At 43.0% G+C, this 13153-nt stretch carries 11 protein-coding genes; 10 read left to right on the top strand and 1 reads right to left on the bottom strand.

Going from position 1 to position 13153, the window contains the following annotated elements; all coding sequences use genetic code 11:
* Positions 1-180: 180 nt before the first annotated feature.
* The 5 genes from parE (at position 181) to DUK53_RS02365 (ending at position 6276) form a co-directional block, all read left to right on the top strand.
* Positions 181-2148, top strand: a complete 1968-nt coding sequence (parE, locus tag DUK53_RS02385; protein WP_036093858.1) for a DNA topoisomerase IV subunit B — start codon at positions 181-183, stop codon at positions 2146-2148.
* Positions 2145-4595: a DNA topoisomerase IV subunit A gene (gene parC, locus DUK53_RS02380; protein ID WP_036093859.1), complete on the top strand. Its 2451-nt coding sequence runs from the start codon at positions 2145-2147 to the stop codon at positions 4593-4595. The genes parE and parC overlap by 4 nt, the downstream gene beginning before the upstream one ends.
* Before the next feature lie 75 nt (positions 4596-4670).
* Positions 4671-5138, top strand: a complete 468-nt coding sequence (locus DUK53_RS02375) for an S-ribosylhomocysteine lyase (RefSeq protein ID WP_036093861.1) — start codon at positions 4671-4673, stop codon at positions 5136-5138.
* Positions 5139-5291: 153 nt separating this feature from the next.
* Positions 5292-5603: a hypothetical protein gene (locus tag DUK53_RS02370; protein WP_036093863.1), complete on the top strand. Its 312-nt coding sequence runs from the start codon at positions 5292-5294 to the stop codon at positions 5601-5603.
* Between the two features lie 28 nt (positions 5604-5631).
* Complete coding sequence (locus DUK53_RS02365; RefSeq protein WP_036093864.1) at positions 5632-6276, top strand: hypothetical protein; 645 nt, start codon at positions 5632-5634, stop codon at positions 6274-6276.
* Between the two features lie 44 nt (positions 6277-6320).
* On the opposite strand, the gene DUK53_RS02360 is transcribed toward DUK53_RS02365, so the two are convergent.
* Positions 6321-8162 (bottom strand): acyltransferase family protein, encoded by a 1842-nt coding sequence (locus DUK53_RS02360; RefSeq protein WP_036131056.1) that lies wholly within the window; start codon positions 8160-8162, stop codon positions 6321-6323.
* Between the two features lie 257 nt (positions 8163-8419).
* Between DUK53_RS02360 and DUK53_RS02355 the strand changes: the two genes are divergently transcribed.
* The 5 genes from DUK53_RS02355 to hfq all read left to right on the top strand — a co-directional run bounded on the left by DUK53_RS02355 (position 8420) and on the right by hfq (position 13039).
* Positions 8420-9148 (top strand): glycerophosphodiester phosphodiesterase, encoded by a 729-nt coding sequence (locus DUK53_RS02355; RefSeq protein WP_036093868.1) that lies wholly within the window; start codon positions 8420-8422, stop codon positions 9146-9148.
* 204 nt (positions 9149-9352) lie between these two features.
* On the top strand, positions 9353-11023 hold the full coding sequence (locus DUK53_RS02350) for a glycerol-3-phosphate dehydrogenase/oxidase (protein ID WP_036093869.1): 1671 nt from the start codon (positions 9353-9355) through the stop codon (positions 11021-11023).
* A gap of 190 nt (positions 11024-11213) precedes the next feature.
* A complete protein-coding gene (locus DUK53_RS02345) occupies positions 11214-11654 on the top strand; it encodes a hypothetical protein (protein ID WP_036093871.1) in 441 nt (146 codons plus the stop codon).
* Between the two features lie 90 nt (positions 11655-11744).
* A complete protein-coding gene (miaA, locus tag DUK53_RS02340) occupies positions 11745-12671 on the top strand; it encodes a tRNA (adenosine(37)-N6)-dimethylallyltransferase MiaA (protein ID WP_036094169.1) in 927 nt (308 codons plus the stop codon).
* Between the two features lie 134 nt (positions 12672-12805).
* Positions 12806-13039 carry an RNA chaperone Hfq gene (gene hfq / locus DUK53_RS02335; RefSeq protein ID WP_036064844.1) on the top strand — a complete coding sequence of 78 codons (234 nt, stop codon included), beginning with the start codon at positions 12806-12808 and terminating at the stop codon, positions 13037-13039.
* Positions 13040-13153 lie beyond the last annotated feature (114 nt).

Here is a 13153-nt window from a genome sequence, read left to right as displayed (position 1 = left end):
AACGGAACTTTTAACGACGGAAATGAGCATTTCTAGGCCCTCAGAGAGAACTGGGGCTTTATTATTTTGAGCGGAAGTGCTATTCTGTTAAAGTAGTTGTTGCCAACATATGTTTGGATAACAGGTAGAAATGGGTAAACAGCAAGATATATAAGCAAAATCGGAAGGAGAAAAAATAAAATGAGTCGTTCAAAAAATGAGTATAATGATGATTCGATTCAGGTGTTGGAAGGACTTGAGGCGGTACGTAAACGCCCGGCGATGTATATCGGTTCGACAGATACACGTGGATTGCATCACTTAGTCTATGAAATCGTGGATAATTCCGTCGATGAGGCACTGGCTGGATATGGTCATAAAATAAAAGTAGTTTTGCATGCTGATGAAAGTGTTAGCGTTTCGGATGAGGGGCGCGGTATGCCTGTTGGAATGCATAAAACAGGTAAGCCAACTGTCGAAGTTATTTTGACGGTACTCCATGCCGGTGGTAAATTTGGTCAAGGTGGTTACAAAACGAGTGGTGGCTTACACGGTGTAGGTTCTTCGGTTGTTAACGCTTTGTCAGAATCCCTAAAAGTAACGATTTACCGTGAGGGCTTCACCTACGAAATGGATTTTGAAAACGGTGGTAAGCCAGTGGGGACGTTACGCAAGCTTGGTAAAACAAACAAAAGAGGTACGACGATTCGTTTTAAACCTGATAAAACGATTTTTCCCATGACTTCTTATAATTATGAAACGTTGTCGGAGCGCTTGCGTGAGTCCGCATTCCTGTTGAAAGGGATGGAGATTGAGCTTGTAGATGAGCGTGTTGGGATGGAAGAGAAATTCCATTTTGAAGATGGTGTGAAGAATTTTGTGGAATATATTAACGAGGGCAAAGATGTGTTGCACCCAGTTGTGTCGTTTGAAGGGGATAACAATACGATTGAGATCGCGATGGCGTTCCAGTTTAACGATGGGTATGCGGAGAACATCTTGAGTTTTGTTAATAACGTGCGGACTAAAGGTGCGGGCGCGCATGAGGCTGGTATGAAGGCTGCGATGACGCGTGTGTTTAATGAATATGCCCGCCGTGTTGGGATGTTGAAGGAGAAAGAGAAGAACCTGGAAGGTAGCGATATTCGCGAGGGACTTTCTGCGGTGCTTTCGATTCGGATTCCGGAGAATTTGTTGCAATTTGAAGGGCAAACAAAGGAAAAACTCGGAACGCAAGAGGCGAGACCTGCGGTGGATGCTGTTGTAGCGGAACATTTGGGCTATTATTTAGCGGAGAATCCAGAAGTAAGTGCTTTGCTCGTGAAAAAGGCTGTGAAGGCGCGTGAGGCGCGTGAGGCGGCACGTAAGGCGCGTGAAGAGACGCGAAACGGCAAAAAACGTAAACGCTCAGAAACATCGCTTTCTGGTAAGTTAACACCAGCGCAATCGCGAAACCCGGAAAGAAATGAATTGTATCTTGTCGAAGGAGACTCGGCGGGTGGTTCGGCTAAACAAGGCCGTGACCGCCGTTTCCAAGCTATTTTGCCGCTTCGTGGTAAGGTTATTAATACCGAGAAGGCGAAACTGGTCGATATTATGAAAAATGAAGAAATTAGTACGATTATCCACACGGTTGGCGCTGGCGTAGGTGCTGAGTTCGAGGTGGAGGATTGTAATTATGATAAAGTCGTGATTATGACCGATGCGGATACGGATGGCGCGCATATCCAAGTGCTACTCCTGACGTTCTTTTACCGCTACATGCGTCCGTTAGTGGAAGCTGGCAAGGTGTATATCGCGCTACCACCACTTTACAAGGTTAGTAAGGGTGTTGGTAAAAAAGAAGTGATGGCGTACGCGTGGACTGATGAGGAACTGGATGCAGCCATTCAAAAAATCGGAAAAGGCTACATTATTCAGCGCTACAAAGGGCTTGGTGAGATGAACGCCGATCAGTTGTGGGATACGACGATGAATCCAGAGTCGCGAACGCTGATCCGTGTACGCATTGATGATATCGCTCGCGCTGAGCGTCGTGTGGCGACACTGATGGGCGATAAAGTAGAGCCAAGACGTGACTGGATTGAGAAAAACGTGGAATTCTCGCTGGAAGAAGATCAAAGCATTCTAGAAAACGAGAACATGATTATTGAGGAGGCGGGCGAGTGAGTACTCCAGATGAAAAAATTCAAGACTTAGCCTTGGAAGAAGTTTTAGGAGACCGATTTGGTCGTTATAGTAAATATATTATTCAGGAACGGGCGTTACCGGATGCGCGTGACGGATTGAAACCTGTACAACGTCGGATTTTGTTCGCGATGCATGTCGAGGGCAATACGGCTGAAAAAGGATTCCGGAAATCTGCGAAAACTGTCGGGAACGTAATTGGTAACTATCATCCGCATGGTGATTCGTCGGTGTATGAAGCGATGGTACGGATGAGCCAGGATTGGAAAGTTCGCAATACCTTGATTGAAATGCACGGAAATAACGGTAGTGTCGATGGTGATCCGCCGGCCGCGATGCGTTATACGGAAGCACGGACATCCAAGATTTCATCGGAATTATTGCGTGATTTGGATAAAGAGACGGTTGATTTTGTGTCGAACTTTGATGATACGACGAGTGAGCCGACGGTATTGCCGAGTCGTTTTCCGAATTTGCTTGTGAATGGTTCGACAGGGATTTCGGCTGGGTATGCGACGGATATTCCACCGCATAATTTGACGGAAGTGATTGAAGGCGTGATTAAGCGCTTGGATAAACCGGATTGCACGACGTCGGATATTATGAAGCTGATTAAAGGCCCGGATTTCCCGACTGGTGGGATTATTCAAGGTATCGACGGGATTCGTAAAGCGTATGAAACCGGAAAAGGACGCGTGGTTGTGCGTTCGAAGACGGCTATTGAAGATATGCGCGGCGGACGTCAGCAGATCGTCATTACCGAGATTCCATACGAAATTAACAAAGCGACACTCGTGAAACGGATGGATGATCTACGGATTGATAAGAAAATCGAGGGTATTTCAGAAGTTCGTGATGAAACGGATCGTTCTGGACTCCGCATTGTGATTGAGTTGAAAAAAGACGCGAATGCAGATGGCGTACTGAATTACCTTTTCAAAAACACGGATTTACAAATTTCATATAATTTCAATATGGTCGCGATTTTTAATAAACGTCCGCAATTGATGGGTGTTATTTCAATGATTGACGCATACATTGCGCACCAAAAAGAGATTATCACGAAGCGTTCGGAGTATGATATTCGTCGTGCGAAGGCTCGCCAACACATTATTGATGGGCTCATGAAGGCCCTATCGATTCTAGACGAAGTGATTCAAATGATTCGTGGTTCCAAAGATAAGCGTGATGCGAAATTAAACTTGCAAACCACGTATGATTTTAGTGAGAAACAAGCAGAGGCCATCGTATCCTTGCAACTTTATCGCTTAACAAATACGGATATTACGCAACTTCAGCAAGAGGCGGATGAGCTGGCAAAACAAATTTCGGAGCTAGAAGCGATTTTGGGAGACGAAAATAATTTGATTGCTTGCTTAAAAGAAGAGTTGAATGAAATCAAGAAAAAATATAAAACGCCGCGTTTGACGGTTATCGAAAATGAAATTTCTGAAATCAAAATTGATACAGAGGTGCTTGTTGCGAGTGAGGACGTCGTTGTTTCTGTGACGAAAGAAGGCTACGTGAAGCGCACTGGAATGCGTTCATATGCCGCGTCAAACGGGGAAGATTTATCGATGAAAGAAACGGATCATGCTATCTTTATCCAGACGATGAACACGATGGATTCGCTGTTACTTTTCACAAGTAAAGGGAACTATATTTATCGTCCTGTCCATGAGTTGCCAGATATTAAGTGGAAGAACTTAGGCGAGCATGTGAGTCATCTTGTTTCCGATACGTCCTCTGAGGAAGAAGTGGTTGCCGCCATCCCGATGAAAACGTTCAGTGAGACGGACTATTTCTTATTCGTAACGAAAAATGGCATGATTAAAGCATCGGCAGTATTGAACTACAAACCGCAGCGTTACTCGAAAACATTGATGGCGATTAACTTAAAAGGTGAAGATAGCCTGATTTCTGTGGAGACCGTTATTGGAAATGAAGATATCTTCTTAGCGAGTCATAATGGATACGGCTTGCGTTATTCGATTAGTGAAGTGCCGCTTTCTGGCGCTAGAACGGCCGGTGTCAAAGCCATGAATCTGAAGGCAGATGACTTTATTGTTGGGGCAAAAGTGATTGTTCCCAGCGAAAAACGTGATTTGGTCTTGCTTACACAGCGCGGATCAGCTAAACGAATGAAATTATCGGAATTTGAGCCGATCTCAAGAGCAAAACGAGGTTTGTTGATGCTTCGTGAGCTGAAAAATAGTCCACATCGTTTTATCAGTTTAGACTTAGCCGATAGCAATGATATTATTCATATTGCGACGGATAAAGAAGTGGTAGTGAATCTGGAGGTTGCGAATTTACGCGTGACGGATCGCTATTCGAATGGATCGTTCATTATGGATGAGCAACTAGAAGGCGCACCAGTCGAAACATGGCTTGGACTTGCAACGATTACTGAAAATACGGTAGAATAGTTTATATCATAAGAGTTCCTAGGTGAGCAAGGTGAAGCTAGCCTAGGAATATTTTTTTCGAGAGGATGGATTGGAATGTCTGAAAAAATGAATGTCGAGAGTTTTAACCTAGATCATACGCTTGTAAAGGCGCCGTACGTACGACTTGCTGGCCAAAAAATGGGGGAGCATGGAGACGAGATTTATAAATATGATATTCGCTTTATGCAGCCTAATAAGGAGCATATGGAAATGCCGGCGCTCCATTCGTTGGAACATCTAATGGCAGAGTTGTCACGCAATCATTCCGATAAAATTGTAGATATCAGTCCAATGGGTTGCCAGACTGGTTTTTACCTATCCGTTATTAATCATGACGACTATGAGGATGTGCTTGCGATTCTTGAAAAAACATTGCTTGACGTACTAAGCGCTACTGAAGTTCCGGCTTGTAATGAAGTACAATGTGGCTGGGCTGCTAGCCATAGCTTAGAAGGCGCGAAAGAGTTAGCACAGAATTTCTTGGACAAAAAACAAGAGTGGCCACATGTTTTTGGAGAATAATCTGTAAAAGCATTTACACACAACTGAGAATGTGTTAAATTGTATATATATACATGACGATGAAGATCACTATGAGAGTGGTCTTCTTTTAATTCCAAACTGAAAGCGGAAACACCTAGATATATCAAGAAGTTTATGGAAAGGTGGATAATAATGAAGAAAATTTCTTTTATGCATCAAAACGAAATGGACTTAAAGTTGCGAAGGTTTAGTGATGCGATAAATGGCTTGCAAGGACTCCCAAAGAAGGAATCCATGCACACGGTGGTTGAGAAAACAGCTGATAAATATATTGTGATAGAACCATTTGAGACCGCTTGTGAAAAGGCGGTAAAGCATATGGATGCGATTGATAATGGATTTCGGAAATATTTAAAAGGACGCGTACATGTAGAAAAAGAGCTGTGGATTATTGCTTCGATTAAGAATTTGGTGGATTATGGTTATTTGAAAATAGAGGAGTAGCTGCGATGTTGGAAAGGAACAGTTTGATATGGAATTAGAACGTATTTGCCGATTATTAAAGCAACGCGGAGAGCGGGTTATTACGAAGAAGAATAGTATTGAGACCTTCCATGAAAAAGGGGAGGATTATTACCGACTAGAGCGCGAACGGCTAGCGGGTGGGGAACAGTGGCATTATTTTTATGTACGGAGTAAGAAAGAGAATGTTTTGGAGAAGGAGCATCTCGCGAGTTATACGGATGAGCGTGAGGGAGCGCGGATATTTTATTTATGGACGATGCGCAGCCATTACCGCGAAAAATATATTTGGAAAATTCATGAATATCTGCGCGAAACAGATTACGATATTAGTCCAGATGTGGCAACTGTGGAGCGAGCGCTAGCGGTTTTATCGAAATTACATATACCCAGACATTTATATAGTTTAGAAAATGAGCAAAAACCGGATTCTATTAATCTGGAAACGGATTGGGATTCTGGACGAAGTTTTTATATTGATTTAAAAGGGAAGAGGCATCGGGAAACGTTGGTGCGTTCTAAAAGTATCGCGGTAAGCCTGGCGTTTGATAGGGTTTTGATGCTTTATTTATTTTATCAGGAACAGGATGCGTTGTTTCAGTCTAACGAAATTCAAACGCTCTTTAATGAGCAAGAACGCTTAGTTTTTCTATAAAAAAAACCATCGAACCCTTTGGTAGTAGGATTCGATGGTTTTTTTTAATGGACCATTTTATTTGTCAGGAGGCCAACATAAGCCGATACGCCTTTTTTCGTTAAATGAACGCCATCACGACCGAAATATTCCGGATGATCGATGGCTAAACTGTACCAATCGACGCGTGTAACATTATCGTATTCCGCATCAATCTTATCGATGGATTCGTTTACTTCTGACTCCCATGGACGAGGAACGCGCGTATTCACAAGATAAATGCTAGCTTCGTCAAACATTTGGACGAGTTGCTCCATTTTCTTGAGGGCAAAAGGACCATTTGTGCCAAGTTCGAGGATGACGGCGCTACCTTTACTATTATATTTCTTATATTGAGTGGCTGTATTGATTGCATCGGCCATTTGGCGTCCGACTAAACCGTCAATAGCGATATTTGGAACGGATTTCTCGAGAACTGGTTGGATGTCAATCATGAGTGAATCACCAATCGCTAGTGTTTGTGTGTAGCTGATTTTGTCAGGTGTGACTGGTGTTTTTGCGGCGTTCTTTTTAGGTGCCGGCGTCGGTTTTGTTGGTGTATCTGGTTTAGGCGCTTCTTTTTGCGGTGTTTTCGCATCGGCAACTGTTTTTACATGTGTTTTCTGTGTGCCTTCTGCGTTTGTTTTCACTGGAATTAGATTACTCATGCCGAGTGCGAAGAATACGAGAATGAGAACGAGACTGCTGATAAACGCCCATTTCCCAACTGGGTAGCCGCGCCAATGGAGTAAGCCTTTGAAATGGAACGACTTGATGTAGGCGATGAAGCCTTTTTTTCGAATCGGGGTCTCTACGAATCGGTAGGAAAGCTCGGCGATGAGAAGTGTTGCCGCCACTTGAAGGGTCGCTCGTACCAAATTCGGCGTTCCGACTTCCGTGATTGGTGTTGTTAACGTGATGATTGGGTAGTGCCATAAATAAATGCCGTAAGACCGCATACCAATCCAGCGCAGTGGTTTAAAACTGAATAGCTTGCTCAGATAGGAAGCTGGATGCGCGATGGTCGCAATCATGACAATGGCGTTAATGGCGATTAAGAACATGCCGCCACGATATAAAAAGGAATCATACTCGTTGACGGTCACGATGCAAATTAAGAAGATGGCAACGCTGATTGTTCCCGCTAGATTCACGGTGAATTTTGCGGGTTTTGGAATGTGAGGCGATAAGCGTGTGAATGGCCATACGAAAGCCAGTGCTCCGCCGAGTAACAAACCAAATGCGCGTGTATCTGTTCCGTAGTAAACGCGGCTTGGATCGCCATCGGGTGAATACAGAATCGCCATTAAAATAGCGGAAAGCATCGCTGCAATCACGATAATGCGCAAAATGATGGCTGGTTTTTTAATGAACTTGAGGGCGCCATATAAAAACAGTGGCCAGATAATATAGAACTGTTCTTCGATAGCCAAGGACCATAAATTTTTGATGGGAGATGCTGTTCCAAATGAGTCAAAGTACGACACGTTATGGAAAATGAACCACCAGTTGCTCATGTATAGAAAGGAAGCGGTGGCGTCTCCTCGTAATGTTGCCAGAAGTGGCCGGTTGAAAATTACGGCAAACACGACAACGACAACAATCATTAAGTATACAGCAGGGATAAGTCGTCTGAAACGGCCAACCCAGAATTTCTTCAAATCAATGCGTTCATTCTTTTCCCATTCAGATAGCAAAATATTGGTAATTAAGTAGCCTGATAAAACAAAAAAGATGTCAACTCCCAAAAAGCCGCCGGAAGCCCATCCAAAACTGAGGTGATAGGCGATGACAGCTATAACTGCCAGTGCTCGAAGCCCATCGATGCTAGGTACATATTTTCTTTTATAACGAGCGGATCTCTCCATGTAATCTCTCCTAACCGCAAATCATAAGGAAAGAAAGTTTCCCAATTTTAATTGCTAATATAAGTAGTAGGAATAAAAGCTTGTTACTAATTCCGTTTTGCTGACTCCAGTTATTCTCTACTGACCTATCATAACACATGTTTCTAGCGCTGTAATTCGATAGACAATAAAAAAACGGGAATTTATTAAATTTGAGACAATTGTCTTATTTATGTATAATAAAAAGAACAATATGTCACATAAGTGAGGTGAGGAATTTGACGGAAATATTTGCCCATCGCGGGAGTAAAGGGTTGTATCCGGAGAATACGATGCCGTCTTTTTTAGCTGCGGTGAAAGCTGGGGCGGATGGCATTGAATTAGATGTCCAGTTGACAAAAGATGGTATTCCTGTCGTGATCCATGATGAAACGGTAAATCGGACGACAAATGGCTCGGGATTAGTGAAAGATTTTACGTTGAGAGAGCTTCAAAAATTGGATGCGCATCAAGGGTATAAGAAACATTTACGAGCGTTGTTCAAAAAAACAAAGATTCCGACATTGGAGGAAGTGCTTGTCGTATTAGGTCGGTATCCGTTGATTCTAAATATTGAATTAAAGACGGATGCGTATGATTATCCTGGAATAGAGGAGAAAGTGCTGGAGCTTTGTGAAAAATGGGCTGGACGGCTGACTTTCTTATTTTGTTCCTTTAATTTAGAGACGCTAGCACGGCTCAGAGCGCTAGACGATACGATTAAACTTTCGGCGATAACGAAGTTGGACGTGGAAGAAGCGATGGCGCAGTTTGCAAGTTTGCAACTGGATAGCATTAATCCACCATACACGATTCGAAATCAAGAAGCGCTTGCGAATGTGGCGACGCGCTGTTGGACGGCTAATAAAGTAAGTCAGATGGAGACGCTTTTTGATGAGAATGTTCGCGGGTTTATGACGGATTTTCCAGAAAAAGCTGTAGAGATACGAAGGGGACGAAACAAATAGCTTTACTTTTAGGGAACGGCTGTACTATAATTGGAGACAAGTTAATATTAATTATTGTCTGAGATACGGAGAGACTACAAATGGCGAGCGCAATCGCTTGTTTTGTAGTCTCTCTTTTTTTGTGTAGCGGTTTCAAACCCGGCGAAAAGTGGAAAACAGATGATGAGGGATAGACTTCAAACAGGTCCTAGAGGGGGAAAAATGATGGTACAATTATTTTCAGCATTTGACAGAGAAACGATTCAAACGAAGATGGCAGAGGAAGCATTCGATTTAGTTATTGTAGGCGGTGGGATTACTGGTGCAGGGATTGCGCTGGATGCCGTTTCACGTGGGATGAGCGTAGCGTTAATTGAAATGCAAGATTTTGCTGCGGGAACTTCTAGCCGTTCGACAAAACTGGTTCACGGTGGCTTGCGTTATTTACAACAATTTGAGATTAAAGAGGTAGCTGATTTAGGGAAGGAACGCGCGATTGTGTATGAAAATGGTCCACACGTGACGACGCCTGAATGGATGATGTTACCGTTTCATAAAGGCGGAAACATGGGGAAACTGAGCGCTTCATTTGGTATTCGCTTGTATGATTATTTGGCCGGTGTAAAAAAAGACGAGCGCCGCAAAATTTTATCAGCAAAAGAAACGCTGGCTAAAAACCCATTTGTGAAAAAGGAAGGGCTGAAAGGTTCGGGTTACTACGTGGAATATCGGACGGATGATTCGCGTTTAACGATTGAAGTCATGAAAAAAGCCGTTGAACTCGGCGCGAAAGTCATCAATTATACAAAAGCGGAGAATTTCCTCTATGATGCAAAAAAACAAGTTGTTGGTGTTGTTGCGCGTGATCGTATCACCGGAAAAGTATTCGATATTAAAGGACATCGCGTGATTAATGCTGCTGGACCTTGGGTGGATAAAGTGCGTAAAATGGATTATACAGTCAACAATAAGCACCTGCGCCTAACCAAAGGAATCCATCTTGTTATCGATAAAACGAAATTCCCGATGGAGCAGGCTGTTTATTTTGATACGCCGGATGGTCGGATGGTCTTTGCTATTCCGCGTGAAAAGAAGGTCTATGTTGGGACGACGGATACGGTTTATGAAGAAATGGTGATCAATCCAAAAGCGAATGAAGAGGATCATAAGTACGTGATTAAAGCGATTAATTATATGTTCCCAGATGTTCATATTAGTGAAAATGATATTGAATCAAGCTGGGCTGGCGTTCGTCCACTTATTTACGAAGAAGGCAAGGATCCATCTGAAATTTCACGTAAGGATGAGGTCTGGTTCTCTGAAAGCGGCTTGATTACGATGGCTGGCGGGAAGTTGACTGGTTATCGTAAAATGGCCGAGAAGTTGCTAGATGAAGTTTCCAAAGCGCTTGCTAAAGAAACTGGGAAGAAATTCAAAACGGTACAAACGCATCATTTGCCGATTTCGGGTGGAGATGTAGGGGGTTCGAAAAATATCGACGCATTCATTGAGAAAAAAGCAAAAGAAGGGAACAATCGCTTCGGTTGGTCGCTTGCGGAGGGTCGTGAACTTGCGAAACGCTACGGTTCGAATATTGACCATGTGTTCACGTATGCGCAGGAGCATAAAGAAAACGGTACATCGCCATTGCCAAACAGCTTGTATGCACAACTCCACTATGCGATTTATCAAGAAGCGGTGATTCATCCTGTTGATTTCTTATTGCGTCGTACGGGATACTTGTTGTTTGATATGCCGTATTTGTTGGAATGGAAAGAGGAAGTTATAGAAGATATGGATAGATTATTCCAATGGGATGCGCAGACGAAAGAACAACTGGTTGCGGAATTGCAAACGCAAATTGATGATGCACGTGAACCGGCAGACTGGCATTAATTGCGATTTTATAGTTTGGTTAAGCCTCTCGAACGAATCTTTGAGAGGCTTTTTGTTATACCTGAATCTATCGCGAATATTTTTATAGGAATGCGGATTAAAAAGTAGTAGAATAGAAAAGTAATTTATTATACGATGGTTCATTACAAGAACTCCAAGGCACTTAGGAATTTAGAAGGAGATGTTTTTTATGTCGATGGTGATGCGTTTTTTAAGTGAACATGCGGAAGAGGCGACGGACTATTGGATCAGCACTTATTACGTGAACTCAGAGGAATATCAAGCGCGAAAATTTACTCCTGGTTATATGGAAGCGCACCGTAAAGAGACAATTACGCTTCTTAGGCTGGCTCTGGTAAATGAGGAGAGCATTCCTTCCAATGCAAAGAGTATGGGGGAGGACAGGTATGATATGGGGACGAGTTTTGCAGATGCACTCAAAAGTCATATGAGTTTTTATAGAGCGGTGAATGAATTTCTAATTATCCATTATACAAAGCGCACGTTTTCTTGTGAGGAAGCGGAATTCTTGGAAGCTTTACTAAAACTTCGAAAATATGAGGCTGCTTCTGTGGAACAACTTATTGCCGGCTATACGATGCAAGAAGGATTAGAAGCACCGACCGCGTGATGGTTGGTGTTTTTATTGATATATCGCACTTTGGTAGTGACCGCCGCAGTGTTTAGATGGTACAATGGAGGTATGGAAGGGGAGATTTTTTTGAGCAAGATTCCCGTTATTGTAATTGTTGGGCCGACTGCGGTTGGGAAGACGGCGCTTAGTATTGAGATGGCGCAGGCTTTTGATGGAGAGATTATTAGCGGAGACTCCATGCAGGTCTATCGTGGCTTAGATATCGGTACTGCAAAAGTGACCGATGCTGAAATGGCTGGAATTCCCCATTATTTGATTGATATTCGTGAACCGAGTGAACCTTATGATGTATCAGAATTTAAGCGGGAGACGCATCGGCTTATTCGCCAAATTTGGCAGGCTGGGAAAGTACCATTTCTTGTTGGTGGTACGGGGCTCTATGTGCAGTCCGTTCTTTATGATTATACTTTTTCAGAAGTGGAGAGTGACGCGGCTTATCGTGATGCTTTAGCTGAAATGCCGGTTGATGCGCTTTTAGAGATGTTGCGCGAGGTGGACCCGCGGAGTGCTGAAAAGTTACACGAGCATAATCCGCGGCGTATTATTCGGGCGTTAGAAGTATATCATTTGTCTGGTAAGAAATTCTCCGAGTTGCAGAATCAGGGACAACAATCAAGTGAGTTCGAGCCCTTGTTAATTGGCTTGGATCGTGATCGCGCGGAGCTTTATGAGCGCATCAACCTGCGTGTGGATATCATGATGAATCAAGGGTTATTGGAAGAGGCGCGAAAGCTTTGTGACACTGGTTTGCGTGAAGTTCCAGCGGCGCGAGGCATTGGCTATAAAGAATTGTTTGCCTATTTTGATGGGGAGATGTCACTAGATGCGTCTGTGGAACTACTTAAGCGTAATTCGAGGCGTTTTGCTAAGCGGCAATTGACATGGTTTCGCAATCGTTTGGATGTCACGTGGTTTGACACGAAGGAAGCTGGTGTCGAAAACGATATAGCAAGTGTGATTAGACAGTTTTTAGCAACAAATCGTGTGTTTTAATCCCGAATAAAAAGGGTATTTGAAACTAGCATAGAGAAAACAGTCTTCTTTTTTGGAAGTGTCATTTGTAGTTTTTGTACATTTCGTATAGAATGGAGATAACTGAAAAAGATAGAGAATAGGAGCGATTCATTATGAAACAAGGTGGGCAAGGGTTACAGGATCATTATTTAAATCAACTGCGGAAAGAGAAAATTTTGGCGACGGTATTCTTAACAAATGGATTCCAGTTGCGTGGTCGGGTTATCAGCTTCGATAATTTCACGGTTTTGCTTGATGTAGATGGCAAACAACAACTTGTATTTAAACATGCGATTTCAACATTCTCTCCACAAAAAAATGTAGCTTTGAAGTCGGATGATGAATAGGCTAATTGAATTCTAAAAAAGAACATAAGCCGAATGTTTTGTATCCGTTTCGATGGGTGCGGGCATTCGGTTTTTATATGGATTTTCGTCTTTCTTTGTGTCGCTTTTTGTGCT

This window comes from Listeria sp. SHR_NRA_18, assembly GCF_003856515.1.
Classification (GTDB): Bacteria; Bacillota; Bacilli; order Lactobacillales; family Listeriaceae; genus Listeria_A; species Listeria_A newyorkensis.
The sequence above is the reverse complement of the archived record's forward strand: the minus strand, read 5'-3'. Positions and strand labels throughout refer to the sequence as shown.